Raw genomic sequence first — 19694 nt, forward strand, 5'->3', positions numbered from 1 at the left:
GTAAGACTCCGACGTGCGACGAAACCGAAATCCCGGCTTCGCGGCCCGTACGGAGTGAAACCTGGGTCCGCGCGAGGAGGACGGGGCCGGAACGGAGTGAACGCCGCACCGGCGGACCCGTCCGCGTGGAGCACCCGCGGGGCCCGGAGCGGCGATGGGGCGCGCGCTCCGGGCTCACGACGGACCGGTCGTACGACAAGAGCCGTTACGGGGTGGTCTTGACGGTGATCTTGCCTTCGACGATGTCCTTCTTCGCCTTCTCGACCGCGGCCATGACGTCGGCCATCTTCCCGAAGGCGGGGTTGGAGCCGGCCAGGCCGACGCCGTCCTTGTCCAGGCCGTAGCGGACCTCACCGGCCTGCGGCTTGCCGTCCTTGACCGACTTGATCAGGTCGAGGACGGAGTCCGACACGTCCTTGGTGACGGAGGTCAGGATCTGGTCCTTGTACGTGGCCAGACCCTTCTGGTTGTACTGGTCGGAGTCGACGCCGATGGCCCACTTGCCCGCCTTCGCGGTGGCCTCGATGGAGCCGGAACCGGCGAGACCGGCCGCGGCGTAGACGACGTCGGCCTTCTTGTCGAGCTGGCCCTGGGCGGCGGCCTTGCCGAGGTCGGGCTTGGAGAAGCCGTCGAAGTTCGGCGGCTGGGTCAGGTACTGCGACAGGACCTTGACCGAGGCGTCGGTGTCCTTGACGCCCTGCTCGAAGCCCGCCTGGAACTTCTTGATCAGCGGGGTCTCCACACCGCCGATGAAGCCGACCGTCTTCGTCTTGGTGACCTTGGCGGCGGCGACGCCGGCGAGGTAGGAGCCCTGCTCCTCGTTGAACACCAGGTTGGCGATGTTCTTGCCGGTGACCGAGGCGTCGTCGATGATGCCGAAGGTCGTCTTCGGGAACTTCGGGGCGACCTTCTTGATCGCGGGCGCGTACGCGAAGCCGACGCCGATCACCGGGTTGTTGCCCGCGCGGGCCAGCGTGGTGAGGCGCTGCACCTTGTCGGCGTCGGACTCGCCGTCGGACGGCTCCGCCTCGGTGCCCTTGAAACCGAGCTCCTTCTCAGCCTTGGCCAGACCGGCGTAGGCCGCGTCGTTGAACGACTGGTCACCACGGCCGCCGATGTCGTACGCGAGCGCGGTCTTGGCTTCCTTGGAATCGGAACCGGCGTCCGACGAGGACTTGCCGCCGCACGCGGAGGCGGTGAGCGCGAGGGCCGCGGTGGCGGCACACGCGGCGGTGATCTTGGATACCCGGCGCAAGGGAAGGCTCCTTCAAACCTGACCGAAGCGCCTCTTCCGGCGCTGGTTTCGCGGCGATCGTAACGCGCGTAGATGTCAGATAAAGCCCCGTACGGAAGCCGTTATCGGATCGTCGCGAACGGGGGGTGAAACGCTCGGTCACGGATGGTTGCCGTGCAGCAACGCGGAGGCAGTGAAGAGCTCCACGGCGACCGTGATGGCCCGCTCGTCGGCGTCGAAATCGCCACGATGCAGGTCGAGGCGGGCGGTGTCGCCGGGGGTGCGGACGCCGAGCCGGGCCATGGAGCCGGGGACGTGTTCCAGGTACCAGGAGAAGTCCTCGCCGCCGAGGCTCTGCTCGGTGCTCTCGATCGCGTCTGCGCCGCGGCGGGCGGCCATCGCCCCGGCGAGCAGGTCGGTCACGGCGGCGTCGTTCACGACGGGCGGGACGCCCCGGACGTAGTCGATCACCGTCTTGGCGCCGTACATCGCGGCGACCTCGTCGACCGCCGCGTGCACCAGGTCGGGCGCCCGGCGCCAGGCGGCCAGCTCCAGGCAGCGGACCGTGCCGGAGAGCTCGGCGTGCTGCGGGATCACGTTGCAGGCGTGCCCGACGTCCAGCCGCCCCCAGGTGACGGCGAGGCCGGAGCGGGTGTCGACCCGGCGGGACAGCAGCGCGGGCACCTCGGTGGCGACCTTGGCGGCGGCGGTGACCAGGTCGGTGGTCAGGTGCGGCCGGGCGGTGTGGCCGCCGGGGCCGTCGAGGCTGATCTCCAGCCGGTCGCAGGCGGAGGTGATCGCGCCGGTCTTCAATCCGATCCGCCCGACGTCCACCCTCGGATCGCAGTGCACCGCGACGATCCGCCCGACGCCCTCCAGCGCCCCGGCCGCGACGGCGTCGGGCGCCCCGCCCGGCAGCACCTCCTCGGCGGGCTGGAAGACCAGCCGCACCGGGTTGGGCAGCAGCCCCCGCCGGTCGAGCTCGGCGAGCACGAGCCCGGCGCCGAGGACCGAGGTGGTGTGGATGTCGTGCCCGCAGGCGTGCGCCCGGTCGGGGACGGTGGAGCGGTACGGGACGCCGGACTTGGTGTCCGGGATCGGCAGGGCGTCGATGTCCGCGCGCAGGGCGAGCATGGGCGCGGTGGCCTCGTCCCGCGTGCCGACGTCGCAGATGAGTCCGGTTCCGTTGGGGAGCACCCGGGGGCGGAGTCCGGCCTTCTCCAGCCGGGCCTTGATGGCCGCGGTGGTGCGGAACTCCTGGTTGCCCAGCTCGGGATGCATGTGCAGATCGCGTCGGAAGGCGATGAGTTCGGCACGCAGGGCATCGGGCACGGTGCCGGGGAGAGGTTCGCCGTGGGTCGTCGGGGCGGTGTCGGACGCGCGGGACATCAAGTGGTTCACCTGGCGAAGGTTACGGCGCTTCCCCCTTCAACTGACCATGAAACAAGAAAAGTTCAGCCACATAGACGAATAAATGACTGGGTTGCCGCGTGTGAGCTGACGACGAGATGGGTAAACTCGCCCATTTCGTGCGCCGGGTGTACGCGGGCGTGATACGGGGCGTTCGGCCCACGCCCCCGGGCAGGCGTGCGTCGCCGCCCACGCGCCGGCCAAAGGCGCGGCTCCCCGGCAGGGCGGCCGTCGGCCACGCCGGCGAACCCGGCGGTGTCCGCCTCAACTCCCGCCCCGGATCTCATGGTTCGAGGCCTCGCACAACCGCCCAGTGATCGAACGGCGCCTCCTCCCGAGGCCGGATGCAAGAGGGCGGCGACTCTTGGCACCGTTCCCGGGAGCCACTTGCCGGCTCATCCCCAGGGAAGGATTTGTCATGAATCGCACTCGAATGAAGTTCGGAGTGATGGCTTCGGTCATCAGCATGGTGACCACCGGCGTGATGCTGGGCTCCATACCGGCGGCCGGCGCCGCCGTGCCCAAGCCGACCGGCTGCAGCGCCTACGTGAGCCACGGGAGCGTGAACGACGCCGTTGCCTGGTGCAACAAGGGGAACGGGTCCTGGTACGTGCAGGCCAAGTGCGCCAGCGCGGGTCGCGTGAACGGGCCGTACCGCGGCAGCAAGGGCTGGCGCAAGGGGGCCACCGAAGCCGCCTCGGTCCTGAAGTGCGGCACCAACGCCTGGCCCGTCGAGCTGAAGGTCGTCGACATCAGCGGCTGATCGCCCGGTTCGGCGGCGCCCGGTCCGGCGGCGACGGCACGCCCGTGCGACGGGCCCCGGCGCGGGCCGGCCGGGGGCCGTCGGCGGCGGGGCGCGTGCTCCTTCTCAGGCCTCCGTGACCGCGGTCGCCCGCCAGGGGGCCAGGCGTTGTACGTCGCGGGCGGTCGCTGTGACCCCGGCCAGGAAGCCCTGGGCGCGGGGGGACGCGGTGTCGCGGAGCCATTCCGGGGCTATGTCGCAGACCGCGACCCTGGCCTCCGTGCCCGCCAGGGCCAGCGGCAGGGTGTGGACGACGGTGGAGGGGAAGCTCAGGACGGTGCGGCCGATGGGGCCGCGGCGGGCGATGAGTTCGAGGGGGAGGTCGGGGCGGACGATCTCCAGGCCGGTGGCGGCCTCCAGGGCGTGGAGCTTGTCGGCGGACTCGCGGCGGTGGGCGAAGTAGCGGGCGGCCTGGTGGGTGCGGGCCAGGGCGGCGACGGCCTCCAGGTAGTGGTCCCGGTCGACCACGCCGGTCTCGACGAGGGAGGTGCCGACCAGGTCCGCGCCCTTGGCGAGCCGGGGCGGGCCGAAGCGGGCGCGGGTCCAGGCGAAGGCGTTGGGGGCGACGGCGATGCCGGGCGGGGCCTCGACCGGCATCGCGGTGAAGACCTCGACCGTACGGGTCGCGGAGGGGGTGAAGCGGCTGCGGGCGCGGGCCGTGACCGGGGCCAGGACCAGTTCGCGCGGGCCCGAGCCGCCCTTGCGGTGCCAGCGCACCAGCCTTTCGCCGCGCGCGAGTTGGGCGACGAACTCCATGGTGGCCGTGCCGTCGTCGACCACGGTGAGGCGGCGGGCGCGGACCATGGTCAGCAGGAGCTGGACGTAGCGGGAGAACGGGTCGCCTATGACAATCCGGTCCGCGTCGCGCAGCAGTCCGGCGAGCGCGCGCAGGGTCTTCAGGGGCGCGCTCGCTCCGCCGCGCGCCTCCTGCCATCGGACGGTGACGCCCTCGTCGCGGGCCAGCTCCGCCATCCGGCGCAGCTGGCCGCGCGACATCGGGTCGACCGGGGGGAGGACGACGACCGTGACGTCCGCCAGGACGTGGTCGTCGCCTCCCTCTGCGTAGGCCCACTCCAGGACGTTCAGGAGCTGGACCGGGCTCTCGACGAAGGCGAGGTTCACCGGTCGGCCCGTCAGACCGCGACCGGCTCGGCGGCCGGAGCCGCCTCGTTCTCGGCGACGACGCCCGCGACCCGGCGGAGCTTCTTCATCGGGCCGAGCTCGGACTCGTACACCTTCTTGACCCCGTCGCCGAGGGACGCCTCGATGGTGCGGATGTCGCGCACCAGGCGGCTGAGGCCCTGCGGCTCGACGGAGGCGGCCTGGTCGGAGCCCCACATGGCGCGGTCGAGGGTGATGTGGCGCTCGACGAACACGGCGCCGAGGGCGACGGCGGCGAGGGTCGTCTGGAGGCCGGTCTCGTGGCCGCTGTAGCCGATCGGGACGTTGGGGTACTCCTGCTGGAGGGTGTTGATGACCCGCAGGTTCAGCTCCTCGGCCTTGGCCGGGTAGGTCGAAGTGGCGTGGCAGAGCAGGATGTTGTCCGAGCCCAGGACCTCGACCGCGTGCCGGATCTGCTTCGGGGTCGACATGCCGGTGGAGAGGATGACGGTACGGCCGGTGGCCCGCAGGGCGCGCAGCAGCTCGTCGTCGGTGAGGGAGGCCGAGGCCACCTTGTGGGCGGGGACGTCGAACTTCTCCAGGAAGGCGACGGCCTCGGTGTCCCACGGGGAGGCGAACCAGTCGATGCCGAGCCGGGCGCAGTGCTCGGAGATGGCCCGGTACTCGTCCTCGCCGAACTCGACGCGGTGGCGGTAGTCGATGTACGTCATCCGGCCCCAGGGGGTGTCGCGCTCGATGTCCCACTGGTCGCGCGGGGTGCAGATCTCCGGGGTGCGCTTCTGGAACTTGACGGCGTCGCAGCCGGCTTCGGCGGCCGCGTCGATCAGGGCGAGGGCCTTGTCGAGGTCGCCGTTGTGGTTGATGCCGATCTCGCCGGTGACGTAGACGGGGCGGCCGGGGCCCGCGGTCCGGGTGCCGAGGGTGCGCAGACGGGAGGTGCTCATGAGGTGTGTTCCTTAGTTCGGGACGTCGTGGGTCTGGGGGACCCGGGTTCACTTGGGGGACTGGGCGGGGTTGACGGGAGTGGGGTTCACGGGAGTGGGGTTCACGGGAGTGGGTTGACGGGAGTGGGGTGTGTGCGGGCGGGGTTCGCGAGGGCGGGGCCCAGCAGCCAGGCGGCGATCTCGCGGATCGCGCCGGAGCCGCCCGGCGTGGTGGTGACGACGCGCGCCGCGGCCCGTACCGAGTCGTGGGCGCTCGCGACGGCGACCGGCCAGCCGGCGAGCGCGAAGCAGGGCAGGTCGTTGACGTCGTTGCCCACGTAGAGGACGCGTTCGGGGGCGACGGACTGTTCGTCGCACCACTGCTTGAGGGCCAGGTCCTTGCGGTCGATGCCGTGCAGGACGGGGATGCGGAGCTTGCGGGCACGGGCCGCGACGACCGGGTTCTGTTCCGTGGAGAGGATCAGCAGCGGCACGCCGGCCTTGCTCAGGGCGGCGACGCCCAGGCCGTCGCCGCGGTGGACGGCGACGATCTCGCGTCCGTCGGCGTCGATGAGGACCCGGTCGTCGGTCTGGGTGCCGTCGAAGTCGAGGACGACCGCGTCGACGTCGGCGAGCGTGGGCAGCGGGGAGGGGTCCAGCAGCGGGGCGAGCGCGCGGGCGCGGGCCAGGTCGTGCGGGTCGTCGACCTCCAGGACCCGGGCGGGGTCGGTGCGGACCAGGGCGGTGTGGCCGAAGAAGCGGTGGCGGTTGGCGCGGAAGCCGGCGGCCGCCATGGCGTACGCGGCGCCGGTCTCCAGCAGGTCCTCGGGGCGGTCCTGGCGCCTGGGGCGGACGGACTTCTCGTGGTTGACGCCGTAGCTCTCCTCCTCCAGTGCGCTGCCGTCGCGCCAGAGGAAGCCGTGGAAGGGGGCGACCGTGACCGCCGTGTCGGCGCCGTCACGGGCGACCGCGGCGGCGACGCCGTCGATGTCCTCGGGCCCGATGAAGGGGCTGGTGCACTGGACCAGCAGCACCACGTCCACGGTCCGGGCGCGCATCGCCTCGTACGCGTCCAGGGCGTGCAGCACCGCGTCCTCGCTGCTGGCCCGGTCCCCCGCGATGGCCGCCGGGCGCTGCACGATGTGCAGCCGCTCCGGTGCGCCGGACGTGTCGCCGGCGGCGCGGGCGGCGTCCGCGATGGCCGCGTCGTCGGTCGTCACGACGACGTCCGTGACCTCGGAGGAGGCCAGGCAGGTGCGTACGGCGCGGGCGATCAGCGGCACGCCGCCGACCGGGGCGAGGTTCTTGGCCGGGACGCCCTTGGATCCGCCGCGGGCGGGAATCACGGCGAGCACGGTGGGCGGCGTCATCGCTGCTCCTGGGGTCGGGGTCGGTGGATGAGAGGTGCGGGCGCGGTGCCGGGCGGGAGGACGGCGGGCACGGAGGCGGCGGGCACGGGGGCGGCGGGCACGGGGGCGGCGGGCGCGGGCCGTGTGCTCCCGCGGGGCGCGGCGGCCGGGGCCCCGGCGACGGCCCCGGGCGCGGCCGTCGCGTGCCCCGTGGCCCCGGCGGTCCCGGTGACGGCTCCCGGCGCGGCCGTGGTGGCTCCCGGCCCGGCGGCCGGCGCGGACCCGGTGGTTCCCGGCGCGGACCCGGTGGTTCCCCGCGCGGCCGTCACAGCTCGCCCATCCGTCGGATGACGGGGGCGACCCGCTGGACGCCCTGGCGGTACGCGCCGCGCGCCGCCTCGCGCACGGCCTCGCGGACCGCGCCGCGCACCCCGCCGGTCTCGCGCGGGCGCTCCGCGCCCGGCAGCGGGTGGCCGTCGGGGGCCAGGTGGTGGCGGGCGAGGATGCCGGGCAGGTAGCCGGGGGCGGTGGCGGGCGTGTAGTACGGGGCGATCCCGGGCAGCGGGCCGGCGGCGAGCAGGTCCGCCACCCGGGCGCGGGCCGCGTCGTAGGCGGTGGCGTAGCCGCCGTCGGCGGCGACGCCCTGCCCGGCCAGCCAGGCGGCGTCGGGCTCCGGGCGGTGGCCGCCGTCCAGGTGGTCCCAGGAGGTGAGCAGGCCGGAGCCGATGAAGTGGTGGTTGCCGAGGGCCTCGCGGACGCCGAGGTCGGTGAGGACCGCGGTGGGGACGCGGCGGTGCAGGGACTCCAGGGCGGCCGTCGAGGAGACCGTGACCAGCAGGTCGGCGCGGTCCAGCACCTCGCCCATGTGCCCGTACACCAGGCGGAAGTTGGGCGGCGGGCCGCCGGGAATCCGCTCCGCGAGCCGCTGGTACGGGAGTTCCTCGATGTGCGTGGTGTGCTCGCCGGGCTTGGAGCGCAGCTTCAGCAGCACCTCGCGGCCCGGGTGCAGCCGGGCGTGCTCGACGAGCCGGCGCAGCAGATACGTGCGCTCCGCGCGGGAGGCGGGCACGGACGGCTGGGCGGCGAAGACGACGGTGTCGCGGCCCTCCTCGGGGCGGTACGGCTCGCCCCCGAGGAACGGCAGGGCCGCCTCCGTGACGGCCGAGGCGTCGGCGCCGACCCCTTCGTACACCGCGCGGAAACGCTCAGCGTCGTGGCGGGAGTTGGCGAGGACGACGTCCGCGCCGTGGCGCAGCAGCAGTCCGTCGGCGAGCTTCTCGTAGACGACCCCGACATAGCCGGTGACGACGACCGGGCGGGCCGGCAGCCGCAGCGCGGCGAGCCCGTGCAGCATCGCCTGGACCGCTCCCCCGACGAGGGCGAGGACGAGGACGTCGTACCCCTCGTCCCGCACCGCGTGCAGGAACTCGACGGCCGTCACCTCGCGCACCCGGTCGGACGCGACGCCGACGTCGCCGACCTCCGCGAGCTGGCGCGGGGTCGGGGTGGCCCGCCCGCGCAGCAGCAGCCCGCTGATCTCCGCGCGCCGGGCCGGACCGCCGAAGTCGCCGGTGGTGAGGCGGCGCGCGGTGAGCGCACCCCATTTCCACCGGGTGTCGGAGTCCGCGAGCACGGCTACCCGGAGAGCGGTCGTCTTATCGGTACGTGGGGGCACGCCTCAGAACTTAGGAAGGCATTCCGATTCGCGGCCCAACGCGACGGCAACAGCTGGTTAACAGCCCGCCGACGATTGGCCAATCCGCCGGAGAAAGGGCCGGGAAACCCGCGGATTCACGCCGGTTCACCATTTCCCCATGCGCCGTTCACCCGCAGTCCTTTTCCGGGACAGGGTAAATGCCGAACCCGCCCTTAACGTGACCGGGTGGTCAAGCTCTCCGTCATCGTGCCGTTCTACAACGTGCAGACATATGCCCCTGACACTCTCAGAAGCCTGCGTGCCAACGCGCGCGAGGACTTCGAGTTCATTCTGGTCGACGACGCCTCGACCGACGGGACCGCGGACATCCTGCTGCGGGCGCGGGACGAGATCCCGGGGGCGGTCCTGAGACGGCACGAGCGGAACCAGGGGCTGGCGACCGCCCGCAACACCGGCCTCGACGCGTCGCGCGGCCAGTACGTCACGTTTCTCGACGGGGACGACTGGCTGGCCCCCGGGCACTGCGCCGGTCTGGTCGCCGCGATGGACCGGCTGGGCTGCGACTTCATCCGGACCGACCATGTGCAGTGCACCGCCAAGTCGCGCACCGTGCACCGGGTGCCGCACGGCCTGCGCGACGTGCCGGCGCGCCCGCGCGACGCGATCCTCCCGGCCGACCGCACCACCTCCGTCGACTACCCGTACGCCTGGGCCGGGGCCTACCACCGCCGGCTGGTCGAGCGCGGTCTGATCCACTTCACGGACGGGCTGCGCACCGCCGAGGACCGGCCGTGGATCTGGCGGCTGCACCGGGAGGCCAAGTCGTTCGCCGCGGTCGGTCTGCTCGGGGTGTTCTACCGGCGCGGGATCTCCTCCTCGCTGACCCAGATCGGCGACCTCCGGCAGCTCGACTTCATCCGCGCGTTCGACCAGGTCCTGGCGGAGACCGCGCGGGACCCGGAGGCCGACGCGCTGCTGCCGAAGGCCGTGCGCACCTACTGCGCGCTCATCTCCCACCACCTGGCGACCGTCTCCAAGTTCGAGCCCGCCGTGGCCCGCGTCCTGCTCGACATGAGCGCGGCCGCGCTGCGCCGGATGCCGCAGCGGATCCTGAAGGAGACGATCGACTCGATGGGCGCCGAACGGTCCGCGCGGCTGCGACGGCTGCGACGCCGCCCCGTCTCCGGGACGGGGGCCGCCGCATGACCACGCAGATCCTCTGCGCGTCCACCCTCTACGGCGCGGCCACCCTGGCCGCGGCCGTCGACGCGGGCCTCATCCGCCCCGCTGACCGGCGCATGCTGCTGATCAGCAACAACGCCCCCGTCCCCGAGGTCGCTCCGGCGCTCGACGCGATGCCGGGCTTCGAGGCGCTGCGGGACCGGTTCGACGACGTGCGCTCCTGGAACGCGGCGATCGAGCCGTTCCACCCCTCGGGCTGGTCGCCCCGGACCGAGGACGTGCCGCTCTGGGAACGCCATCTGCGCCGGCTGTGGGAACTGGGCGACGACGACGTCGAGTTCGCCGTCGAGTCGATCCAGGTCGACCCGGCCCTCGCCGTCACCGGGATCTTCGTGGGCGCGGCCGTGGACGTGTACGCGGACGGGCTGATGAGCTACGGGCCCACCCGGATCAGGCTCGATCCGCTGCTGGGCACGCGCGTGCGCCGGCTCCTCCACCTCGATCTGGTGCCCGGGCTCCGGCCCCTGCTGCTCACGGAGTTCGGCGTGCCGGCGGAGACCGTCCCGGACGACGCCTTCCGGGCCGTCCTGGGGCAGGTCGGGGCGGTCACGCCCGTGCCGGACGTGCCGTACGACCGCCCGGCGCTCCTGCTGGGCCAGTACCTCTCGGCGCTGGAGATCCTCACGGCCGAGGAGGAAGAGGAGCTCCATCTGCGGATGCTGCGCGGGGCCGCGGGGCGCGGGCACCGGCAGATCGTCTTCAAGCCCCACCCGACGGCGCCCGCCCGCTGGTCCCGGCTGCTGGAGTCCGAGGCGGAGCGGCTGGGGGTGGAGCTCACCGCGCTCGACGCCCCGGTGCTCGCGGAGACGCTCTACGAGCGGCTGCGGCCGGCGCTCGTCGTGGGCTGCTTCTCCACCGCGCTCTTCACCGCCCGGCAGCTGTACGGCCTGGACACCGCCCGCACCGGCACGGGCCGGCTGCTGGCTCGGCTGGCGCCGTATCAGAACAGCAACCGGGTCCCGGCGGTGCTGGCCCACACGCTGCTGCCCGAGCTGGAGACCGGACGCACCCGGACGCCCGGAGATCCGGGCGGGCTGCTGACCGCGATCGGGTTCGCGATGCAGCCGCGGATCCACCCGCGGCTGCGGGCGGCCGCCACCGCGTATCTCGCGGACGGGGTCACACCGGACGAACAGCGGCTGTTCCCCCGCCGCAGGCTGGCGGTCCTCGGGCTCCCCGGCGGACTGCCCGGCGGGCTCACCGCCCTCTCCCGCAATCCGGCCCTGCGGAGGGCGGCTCGAAAAGCACGTCGGCTGGGGCGGACCGTACTGCGCTGACGGAGAACTCCGGGCGACGCCGACCGCGCGTTCCGAGCCAGGTTCGCGGTCGGCTTTCCACGCCGCCGGCGTCCGCCCCGGCCCGCCTCGCCGCCGAATTCCCCCGGTATCGCGCGAACGCGTCCGCCCCGACCATTTCCTTTCGGGGCGGCTTTTCCTCGAACTCCTCACCGGTCCGCCACGTATTCGCCCGTACACATGTCCGGATCTTGATCGGCGGCGAAATCGGCCGTCGTGGATCGATCAACGGCTCCGCGATCGTGCTCGGCGTTCCCAGGACGGTCGCACGCGCCTTTCTTCCCGCAAGAATCCCGAGAGGACCATCGCGCTCCCCGCCCGTGGTGCGAAAACGGAAATCGGCCGCCTCGGCCGCGCCGTCGGCCCGTACCAGCCGATCTACGCGGCGCCGGCCCCGCCGCGTGCGCCCGGAGGGCCGCGCCCGCACGGTCGCGGTCCCTCAGCCCAGCAGCCTGCTCATCCCGAGCCGCCCCCACAGCAGGGCCGCGCCGAACGAGAGCACCGTGGTCGCGGCGGTCACCGCGAGCACCGCCGCGACGGCCGCCGGCAGCGTCAGGCCGGTGGAGACCAACAGGTCCGTGAGCACGCCGAGGATCAGGACATGGACCAGATAGGCGCCGAACGACGCGTCGGCCAGCCGGGTCAGTCCGGGGCGCAGCCGCTCGGGCAACCGCACCCGGTGCAGGGCGAACAGCACACCGGCGCTGAACAGGGCCACCAGCACACTGGCGTACGGGATCGCGTAGTGGACCCCGTGCTGGTAAGCGACCACCCCGGCCAGCGCCGGCGCCGACGGCAGCGCCCACAGCAGGCGTCGCCTCCCGACGGCTCCGGCGGGCAGGGCGAACAGCAGCGCGCCCAGCACCGCGTAGATCAGCTGGTACGGGCCGAAGCCCCAGCCGAAGCGCGGCACGTCCCGGCCGGTGAGCGCGGCGAGGTCGCCGAAGAGCGACGGCGCCGCCGCCAGGCCCAGCAGCGCCGCGCCCAGCGCCCACGGCCGCCTGCCCGACCTCACCATCGCCACGAAGGCCAGCAGCATGATGACGGGGACGTAGGCGTACAGGTACCAGAGGTGGTAGGCGGGGCGGACCGAGGCGAAGAGCGAGTCCAGCGCCAGGTCGCCGACCGGGGCGTCATTGGTGCCGCGCAGCCGGCCCCACGCCAGGTAGACCCCGGTCCACACGGCGAGCGGCAGCACGATGCGCACGATGCGCCGCCACAGCCGCGCGCCGTCCTTCGGCGGGGCGCCGACGAGGACGACCCAGCCCGCGATGGCGAAGAACAGCGGCACGGCGAACCGCCCGGCCGAGTCCGCCGCCAGCCCCGCCCAGTAGGCGCCCGCGCCGCCCTCGGGCTTCCGGCCGACGGCGTTCACGAACGCGGAGCCGGTGTGGCAGAGGATCACCCCGACCGAGCAGACCAGCCTGACCAGGTCGATGTCGTACCGGTGCTCGCGGCGCGGGCGCGCCTCCCCGGCCCGCGCGTCCGGTGCGGCCGTCGCGTCGGGCGTATCCGGTGCGCCCGCGGCGTCCGGTGCGGGCGGGGAGGCCGGTGTTCCGGCCGGGGAGGCGGTGGGTGACATGGTCCTCGTCGGCTCAGGAGGGCTGCCCCGTCGTCCGTGACGGGTCGGCGCGCGGCGGGTCGGAGCGGTGCGTCGCGAGGCGGAGGGGCGCCCGCCGGGGCGCCCTCAGACGCGCAGGGTGCTGCGGGTGCGCCTGACCGTGCGGCGCAGCCGGGCCGCGGCGCCCTGGGGGCTGCCGCCGGGCAGGGAGAGCTTGCCGAGCCGGCGGCGCTTGAAGTAGTGCCGGGTGCTGTCGTCCAGCCGCTCCCGCAGCCAGTTCTCCGCCTCGTCGCGCAGTTCCGGGTGGAGTTCGGACTGCATGCAGTAGCCGACCGTGCGGACCAGCGGCCCCAGGGTGTCCGGCACGGTGTCGGGCAGGGCGGACACCTCGCCGCCGTCGTGCCGTTCAAGATCGGGCACGAGGTGATCGACGATGGTCAGCGGGACGCGGTTGCTGTTCTCGTACGGGGCGATGCGCTCCAGCACCAGGCCGGTGCCGACCCGGGCGACCGGAATGCCGTAGTACGCGGCGGCCGTGAGCATGGCGGTCGAGAAGCAGCCGACGACGAGCGCGGGCGCGCACCGCTCGAAGAGGGTCTCCGCCAGCAGGGGCGTGTCCATCGTGAGGAGCCGGACCCCGGCCTCGGCGGCGGCCCTGTCCAGGGCGTCGGAGTAGCGGGCGGGCGCGGTGGGGTGAGGTTTGAAGAGGACGGAGGTGTGGCCGGCCCGGGCGGCCCCGCGCAGCATGCGGATGTGCAGGGCCTCCTCCTCGTCCGCGGTGAGGATGTCGAGGGCGGCCAGGTACTGGCCCAGCAGCACGGCGGTGGGGGCGTGCGCCACCGCCTCGGCGAGCCGCGCGTCGCCGTCCGCCGCTCCGGCGATCTCGCCCAGGACCCTGCGGAAGGCGTCCGCGGGGACGAGTTCGGGCTCCACGTCGAACTCGGACAGCAGCAGGGGCCTGAGCCCGGGCACCAGGTCGAGGTGGAGCACGCGCCGGACGCGGCAGCCCATGGCCTGGGGCAGTCTCGTGCGGGTCGGCCCGTAGCTCATCAGCCCGTCCGCGTACACGTGCAGGGTGCTCTCGGAGAAGATCGCCGCGAGCGCGCGGGCGGGGTCGACCTGGATGGACTCCAGGACCAGTTCGACGGGCCCCTCGCCCAGCCCCCAGGCCAGCCGGAGCGCGCGCTGCCACAGCACGACGTCCTCGGCGCGCGGCCCCCAGGCGCCGGGGTGGTAGGGGCGGATCGCCTCGTTCCAGCTGACGACGGCGTCGAAACGCGCGGCGACGCGCTCGTAGCCGGCCATCGCGTCCAGGCCGGCGGCGGTCTCCGGCACCGGGGCGTTGTCGCACACCAGCAGGATCCGGCGGCTGTCCGCCGGTGGTCCGAACTGGCCGGCGTCGAGGGCGGCGGCGACGGTGGCGGCCCCGTACAGGGTCGAGACCTGGAAGATCTGGGTGTGCGCGGGCATGGGTCAGGCGGCCTTCTGCTTGTCGCGCAGGCGTCGGAGCAGGGTGCCGCGCTTCGTGTCCATCGTCATCAGGGTGTGGTCCAGTACGTGCTGGGGCATGCGGTGCAGCGCCGCGGCCGACTCCTGCCGCAGCCGGCGGGCGGTGGCCGCCTCGTAGTCCCCCGCCTTGTCGGTGTGGAAGGCGATCAGCGCGCAGTAGGTGCGGACCGCCTTGGGCAGCAGGAGTTCGGCGTCCCGGTCCTGCCGCAGGTCCTCCAGCAAGGCGTCGTAGGCGGGGAAGAAGTCCAGCTGGCGGGAGTCCTTGATCTGGGTCAGCGAGGTGGCGACCCCGCGCCGGTAGAAGATCCCGTGGAGCCCCAGGACCGCACAGGTGCGGGCCCGCAGGTGCAGTCGCCAGGTCCACAGCCGGTCCTCGGCGGTGCGCAGCGCCGGGTCGAAGCGCATCGCGCCGTCCTCGAAGAGCCGCCGGTGGTAGAGCCCGGCCCAGACGAACGGATAGTCGACCATCGTCTCCATGCCGGGGTGGGCGATGCCCGCGCGCGGGTCCGTCGCCCGGTCCCGCACCCGGGCGGGGACGCGCCGGATGACCCGGCTGGCGCCCGTCGCCTGGACGTGGTCGTTGCGGACGAAGTCGACGCCCAGCTCCTCGGCCGCGCCCAGCAGCTTGTCCAGGTGGCCGGGGGCGTACCAGTCGTCGCCGTCGAGGAAGGTGAGGAACTCGCCGCTCGCCGCCTCGATCCCGCTGTTGCGGGCGGTGGCGATGCCCACGTTCGTGTCGTGCCGGATCACCCGGGTGTGCGGGAGCCTGTGGGCCCAGCGGTCGATCACGGACGGCGTCTCGTCCGTGGAGCAGTCGTCGACCAGCAGGAACTCGACGTCCCCGGCCGCGTTGCGGGCGAGGCTGCCCAGCGTCGTGTCGGCGTACGGGGCGACATTGTGGAGCGGTACGACAACGGACAGTTTCGGCACACCGGCCCTCGCCTTCGATCTTGTAGCCGCCCAAGGTAATCAGGGGCGCCGAGGACCGGGTGGCCGCCGGAACGACGGGCGGTGAACTCTGGACGACGCCCGCATGTCCCCCGCCGCGAGGGGGCGGCGGGCGAGGCGGCGGGCGGGCGTCGTGGCGGGCGTCGCGGACGCCACCGGTCCCAACTCACCCGGAAGACCGTGTCGTTCGGAATCATGCCGGGCGCCGGGGACTCCCGCAGCAGGGGGCTCCGGTCGACTGGCGGCGGCCCTCGGCCGAGCGTATGCCTTGCGGTACTGCCTCACGAGCGCCGGAACATCGATGGTCTGACCGTGGTACGGGCCCTCGGCATGGAGCAGCGGCGGTTCATCGTCGAAGTCCATGAGGAAGAGTGGCAGCTCGGTAAGAGGACGGGTCGGGCCGTTCCACGGCAGGACCCGCGCGTCAACACGCCGACGACCAGGGGCCCTGCCCGGTCACGCCCCCGCCCACCAGGCCGTTTCACCCTCCCGGCACAGGATGAAAAGGGTTCGGTCACGCGTGCGCCCGCACCAAGAGGGTTCCGACCCCTCGCCCTTCTGGGCGGCTCCTGCGTGCCCTGTCCGGGCAGGTGCGGGACGTGGTGGATGTAGCGTCCCGCGTGCTGGTCGCAGAACGCCATGTAGTTGATCGAGTCGAGCACGAACGAGTGGACGCCCAGGTCCACGGCCTGGCTCAACTCGATGTCGGGGACCGTGATGGAGCGCTGGAGAACCTGTCGTTCGCTGGCAGCCTCCTAGGCACTGGCCAGCGAGAGCTTCGCCGCGAACCCGAGGAACAGCAGCCCCGCCGCCGAGGTCGCGCCCGCCGACAGCCGCCTCCGGCGGCGGAACGCGGCGGAGAGGCGGGTGCCGCCGAATATCAGTATCGACAGATAGAGGGCGCTGGCTATCTGGAGCAGCGTGCCCAGCAGCAGGAACGACAGCGCCGGGTACGCGTATCCGGGATCGACGAACTGAACGAAGAACGAGATCAGGAACAGGATCGCCTTCGGGTTGAAGATGCTGATCACCAGAGCCCGGCGGTACGGCCGCTCCATCGTCCCGGCGGCCTCGGCCCCGGCGCTCTCCTCGGTCAGCTCGGCCACCCGCCGGTGCCGTTCGCGCCACATCGACACCGCGGACCGCAGCATGCCGATGGCCAGCCAGGTCAGATAGCCCGCACCGGCGAACTTGACGACGGCGAACAGCACCGGCGTGGTCCGCAGCAGCGACGAGGCGCCCAGCGCGGACAGGGTCATCAGCACGGTGTCCCCGGTCCACACTCCGGCCGCCGCCACGTACCCGGTACGCACCCCGCGCCGGGCGGCGACGGACAGCACGTACAGCGAATTCGGCCCCGGCAGCAGAACGATCACGGCCAGACCGGCGAGGTAGGTAGGAAGGTCGGTGACACCCAGCATGGACGGAGTGTCGCACGCGAGTACGACACTCCGTCCAGAGGGTTTTCGGATTCTGTGCGCCCGAAGCGTCCCGGCCGCCGGACCCCGCCCGCCGGGCGACGCCCATCGGCCCGCGGCCCCGGGACCGCGTCCGCCTCGGCATGCGTCCGCAGCCCCCGGGACCACGTCCGTCTCAGAACGCGCCCGCGTCCCCCGGGGTTACGTCCGAACCCGTCCGCGTCCCGGGGACCACGTCCGTCTCAGAACGCGTCCGTCGGCACGTACGCCCCCCACACCTCGCGCAGCGCGTCGCAGACCTCGCCCACCGTGGCCCGCGCCCGCAGCGCCTCCTTCATCGGGTACAGCACGTTGTCCGTTCCCCCGGCCGCCTTCCGCAGCGCGGTCAGGGCCCCGTCCACCGCGCCCTGGTCGCGTTCGGCGCGCAGCCGCGCGAGGCGGGCCGCCTGCTCGGCCTCGATCGCGGGGTCGACGCGGAGCGGCTCGTACGGTTCCTCCTCGTCGAGCTGGAAGCGGTTCACGCCGACCACTACGCGCTCGCCGTTGTCCGTCTCCTGCGCGATCCGGTACGCGTTGCGTTCGATCTCGCTCTTCTGGAACCCGCGTTCGATCGCGTGCACGGCGCCGCCCAGATCCTCGACCTTGGTCATCAGCTCCAGGGCGGCCGCCTCGACGTCGTCCGTCATGCTCTCCACGACGTAGGAGCCGGCGAACGGGTCGACGGTCGCGGTGACGTCCGTCTCGTACGCCAGGACCTGCTGGGTGCGCAGCGCGAGGCGGGCGGACTTGTCGGTCGGCAGCGCGATGGCCTCGTCGAAGGAGTTGGTGTGCAGCGACTGGGTGCCGCCGAGGACCGCCGCCAGGCCCTGGACGGCGACGCGCACCAGGTTGACCTCGGGCTGCTGGGCCGTCAGCTGCACCCCGGCCGTCTGGGTGTGGAAGCGCAGCATCATCGACTTGGGGTTCTTCGCCCCGAACTCCTCCTTCATCACCCGGGCCCAGATCCGGCGGGCGGCGCGGAACTTGGCGACCTCTTCGAGGATCGTGGTGCGGGAGACGAAGAAGAAGGAGAGGCGGGGCGCGAAGTCGTCGACGTCCATGCCCGCCGCGACGGCGGTGCGGACGTACTCGATGCCGTCGGCGAGGGTGAACGCGATCTCCTGCGCGGGCGAGGCGCCGGCCTCCGCCATGTGGTAGCCGGAGATCGAGATGGTGTTCCACTTCGGGATCTCGGCCTGGCAGTACTGGAAGATGTCCGCGATCAGACGCAGCGAGGGCGCCGGCGGGAAGATGTACGTGCCGCGCGCGATGTACTCCTTGAGCACGTCGTTCTGGATCGTGCCGGTCAGCTTCCCGGCGGCGACGCCCTGCTCCTCCGCGACCAGTTGGTAGAGGAGCAGGAGCAGGGCGGCCGGGGCGTTGATCGTCATGGACGTGGAGACCTTGTCCAGGGGAATGCCGTCGAACAGGACGCGCATGTCGTCGATCGAGTCGATCGCGACCCCGACCTTTCCGACCTCGCCGGACGCGATCGGGGCGTCGGAGTCGTGGCCCATCTGGGTGGGCAGGTCGAAGGCGACGGAGAGCCCCATGGTGCCGTGGGCGATCAGCTGCTTGTACCGGGCGTTGGACTCCGTGGCCGTGCCGAACCCGGCGTACTGCCGCATGGTCCACGGCCGGCCGGTGTACATCGTCGGGTAGACCCCGCGCGTGAACGGGTACGAGCCCGGCTCGCCCAGCTTGTCGCGGGCGTCCCAGCCGTCGAGCGCCTCCGGTCCGTAGACCGGCTCGACGGGCAGTCCCGATTCCGATTCACGCGTCATCTGCTGTGCCTTCCACTGAAGCCGCTCCACCGGACCGTACGAGGGCCGGCCGAAGCGCTTGCCGATATCGGATGGGTTTCGCGACGGACTGTAGCGGCGGGCGTGAAACCGCTGGAGGGGCGACCGCTGGGACCTTCCTCACAGCCCCGTGCCGGTCCGCCCCCGTCGACGCTCTTCCTTCCATCATGCGCGGCTCTCCCGCATGCGCGGCCTTTCCTCATGTGCGGCGTTTCCCCGCCGCGCGGGCTTTGGCAACCGGGCGGCGCGGGAATCCGTCCCAGGGAACAGCCGGAGCGACCCGGAGAAAGCGACCCGGAGGAGCAGGGGGCCGAAGATGATACGCAGCACCACCGCACGTGCGTCGCGCGCGTCACGCGGCGGGACGCCGGTCACGCCGAGGGCCGGGAGACGGGGGTGGGCGGCCACGACGGCCACGACGGCCCTCGCCGTCGTCGCCGTGACCGCCGCGACCGCCGGCTGCGATCCGCGGCCCGCCGACGGCGCGTCGGCGACGACGCCGGGGGTCGCGACGAGCGACGACGCCAGGCCGGCGGCCCGGCGGTCGACGCCCCCGGCCGTCCCGTCGTCGCCGCCGAGCGCCCCGGTCTCGTCGCCCGCCGCCACGCCGCCGTCCCCGTCCGTCTCCGCGTCCGTCCCGACGTCCGCCCCGCCGAAGCCGGACCCGCAGGGGACCACACTGCTGGCGAGCGGCTCCCAGGGGAGGCAGGTGCGCGAACTCCAGGCCCGGCTGCGGCAGATCGGCCACTTCAACCGCTCCCCCACCGGCTACTACGGCACGGTCACGGCCGACGCCGTCCGGTCCTTCCAGACCAAGCGCGGCCTGACCGCCACCGGCCGGACGGACACCCTCACCTGGCAGCGGCTGCTGGGCATGACCCGCCCGCCGACGGCCGCCGAGCTGGACCCGCCGACCACGGCGCCCGTCGCCAAGCCCGACAAGCGGTGCATGACGGGCCGGGTGCTGTGCATCAGCAAGAACAGCCGCACGCTGTCCTGGATGATCGACGGCCGGGTCGTCTCGTCGATGGACGTCCGCTTCGGCTCCCAGTACACCCCGACCCGGGAGGGGACCTTCTCGGTCTACTGGAAGTCCCGGCACCACGTGTCGACGATCTACCACACGGCCATGCCGTACGCGATGTTCTTCAGCGGCGGTCAGGCGGTGCACTACTCGGCGGACTTCGCGGCCCGCGGCTACCAGGGCGCCTCGCACGGCTGCGTCAACGTCCGGGACGAGGGGAAGATCGCCGCGCTCTTCGACCAGGTGAAGACCGGCGACAAGGTGGTCGTCCACGGCTGAGCCGTGGAACGGGCGGCCCCCGGGCATCAACCGGAGGTCACCCGGAAGAGTGGCGGGGGGGGGCCCGGGGGGAACGGGGC

Annotated in this window: 15 protein-coding genes and 1 pseudogene; 4 read left to right on the forward strand and 12 right to left on the reverse strand. The window is 72.9% G+C overall.

The genetic code is table 11. The annotated features are described in order from the left end of the window. Positions 1–205: 205 nt before the first annotated feature. Entirely contained in the window at positions 206–1255 is a 1050-nt protein-coding gene (locus tag WA762_RS28055) for a BMP family lipoprotein (protein WP_335939308.1), read from the reverse strand. A gap of 138 nt (positions 1256–1393) precedes the next feature. Next, positions 1394–2623, reverse strand: coding sequence for an amidohydrolase (locus WA762_RS28060; RefSeq protein WP_335939326.1), 1230 nt, complete (start codon positions 2621–2623; stop codon positions 1394–1396). Between the two features lie 439 nt (positions 2624–3062). Between WA762_RS28060 and WA762_RS28065 the strand changes: the two genes are divergently transcribed. Beyond that, the gene (locus tag WA762_RS28065; RefSeq protein ID WP_335939309.1) at positions 3063–3407 is read left to right on the forward strand and encodes a hypothetical protein; all 345 of its coding nucleotides are present in this window, start codon (positions 3063–3065) and stop codon (positions 3405–3407) included. Positions 3408–3512: 105 nt separating this feature from the next. On the opposite strand, the gene WA762_RS28070 is transcribed toward WA762_RS28065, so the two are convergent. The 4 genes from WA762_RS28070 to WA762_RS28085 all read right to left on the reverse strand — a co-directional run bounded on the left by WA762_RS28070 (position 3513) and on the right by WA762_RS28085 (position 8515). After that, entirely contained in the window at positions 3513–4568 is a 1056-nt protein-coding gene (locus WA762_RS28070; protein WP_335939310.1) for a hypothetical protein, read from the reverse strand. 11 nt (positions 4569–4579) lie between these two features. Then, on the reverse strand, positions 4580–5512 hold the full coding sequence (locus WA762_RS28075; RefSeq protein ID WP_335939311.1) for an N-acetylneuraminate synthase family protein: 933 nt from the start codon (positions 5510–5512) through the stop codon (positions 4580–4582). Between the two features lie 101 nt (positions 5513–5613). Further along, a complete protein-coding gene (locus WA762_RS28080) occupies positions 5614–6861 on the reverse strand; it encodes an acylneuraminate cytidylyltransferase (protein WP_335939312.1) in 1248 nt (415 codons plus the stop codon). A gap of 304 nt (positions 6862–7165) precedes the next feature. Next, on the reverse strand, positions 7166–8515 hold the full coding sequence (locus WA762_RS28085; RefSeq protein WP_335939313.1) for a DUF6716 putative glycosyltransferase: 1350 nt from the start codon (positions 8513–8515) through the stop codon (positions 7166–7168). A gap of 207 nt (positions 8516–8722) precedes the next feature. Between WA762_RS28085 and WA762_RS28090 the strand changes: the two genes are divergently transcribed. Together WA762_RS28090 and WA762_RS28095 are read left to right on the forward strand one after the other, a co-directional pair. After that, positions 8723–9703 carry a glycosyltransferase family 2 protein gene (locus WA762_RS28090; RefSeq protein ID WP_335939314.1) on the forward strand — a complete coding sequence of 327 codons (981 nt, stop codon included), beginning with the start codon at positions 8723–8725 and terminating at the stop codon, positions 9701–9703. Then, a complete protein-coding gene (locus WA762_RS28095; protein WP_335939315.1) occupies positions 9700–11016 on the forward strand; it encodes a polysialyltransferase family glycosyltransferase in 1317 nt (438 codons plus the stop codon). The genes WA762_RS28090 and WA762_RS28095 overlap by 4 nt, the downstream gene beginning before the upstream one ends. A gap of 457 nt (positions 11017–11473) precedes the next feature. On the opposite strand, the gene WA762_RS28100 is transcribed toward WA762_RS28095, so the two are convergent. The 6 genes and pseudogenes from WA762_RS28100 to WA762_RS28125 all read right to left on the reverse strand — a co-directional run bounded on the left by WA762_RS28100 (position 11474) and on the right by WA762_RS28125 (position 18293). Next, positions 11474–12616 (reverse strand): acyltransferase, encoded by a 1143-nt coding sequence (locus tag WA762_RS28100; RefSeq protein ID WP_335939316.1) that lies wholly within the window; start codon positions 12614–12616, stop codon positions 11474–11476. Positions 12617–12721: 105 nt separating this feature from the next. Beyond that, complete coding sequence (locus WA762_RS28105) at positions 12722–14065, reverse strand: polysialyltransferase family glycosyltransferase (RefSeq protein WP_335939317.1); 1344 nt, start codon at positions 14063–14065, stop codon at positions 12722–12724. A 3-nt stretch (positions 14066–14068) separates the two neighbouring features. Continuing rightward, entirely contained in the window at positions 14069–15034 is a 966-nt protein-coding gene (locus tag WA762_RS28110) for a glycosyltransferase family 2 protein (protein ID WP_335939318.1), read from the reverse strand. Between the two features lie 39 nt (positions 15035–15073). Beyond that, positions 15074–15481, reverse strand: a pseudogene (locus WA762_RS28115) (Scr1 family TA system antitoxin-like transcriptional regulator); the annotation flags it as partial. Between the two features lie 326 nt (positions 15482–15807). Continuing rightward, entirely contained in the window at positions 15808–16473 is a 666-nt protein-coding gene (gene leuE / locus WA762_RS28120; RefSeq protein WP_335939319.1) for a leucine efflux protein LeuE, read from the reverse strand. 239 nt (positions 16474–16712) lie between these two features. Beyond that, positions 16713–18293 carry an acyl-CoA mutase large subunit family protein gene (locus WA762_RS28125; protein WP_335939320.1) on the reverse strand — a complete coding sequence of 527 codons (1581 nt, stop codon included), beginning with the start codon at positions 18291–18293 and terminating at the stop codon, positions 16713–16715. A gap of 457 nt (positions 18294–18750) precedes the next feature. On the opposite strand from WA762_RS28125, the gene WA762_RS28130 reads away from it, so the two are divergent. Then, on the forward strand, positions 18751–19614 hold the full coding sequence (locus WA762_RS28130; protein WP_443080698.1) for a L,D-transpeptidase family protein: 864 nt from the start codon (positions 18751–18753) through the stop codon (positions 19612–19614). Positions 19615–19694: the final 80 nt, after the last annotated feature.

The sequence above is a fragment of the Streptomyces tyrfis genome (assembly GCF_037034285.1).
In the GTDB taxonomy this organism is placed as follows: domain Bacteria; phylum Actinomycetota; class Actinomycetes; order Streptomycetales; family Streptomycetaceae; genus Streptomyces.

Excerpts from the sequence above, each read along its gene's own strand:
- WA762_RS28060 (WP_335939326.1), bottom strand. The coding sequence starts at position 2,623 with ATGTCCCGCGCGTCCGACACCGCCCCGACGACCCACGGCGAACCTCTC.
- WA762_RS28065 (WP_335939309.1), top strand. The coding sequence starts at position 3,063 with ATGAATCGCACTCGAATGAAGTTCGGAGTGATGGCTTCGGTCATCAGC.
- WA762_RS28075 (WP_335939311.1), bottom strand. The coding sequence starts at position 5,512 with ATGAGCACCTCCCGTCTGCGCACCCTCGGCACCCGGACCGCGGGCCCC.
- WA762_RS28080 (WP_335939312.1), bottom strand. The coding sequence starts at position 6,861 with ATGACGCCGCCCACCGTGCTCGCCGTGATTCCCGCCCGCGGCGGATCC.
- WA762_RS28095 (WP_335939315.1), top strand. The coding sequence starts at position 9,700 with ATGACCACGCAGATCCTCTGCGCGTCCACCCTCTACGGCGCGGCCACC.
- WA762_RS28100 (WP_335939316.1), bottom strand. The coding sequence starts at position 12,616 with ATGTCACCCACCGCCTCCCCGGCCGGAACACCGGCCTCCCCGCCCGCA.
- WA762_RS28105 (WP_335939317.1), bottom strand. The coding sequence starts at position 14,065 with ATGCCCGCGCACACCCAGATCTTCCAGGTCTCGACCCTGTACGGGGCC.
- leuE (WP_335939319.1), bottom strand. The coding sequence starts at position 16,473 with ATGCTGGGTGTCACCGACCTTCCTACCTACCTCGCCGGTCTGGCCGTG.
- WA762_RS28125 (WP_335939320.1), bottom strand. The coding sequence starts at position 18,293 with ATGACGCGTGAATCGGAATCGGGACTGCCCGTCGAGCCGGTCTACGGA.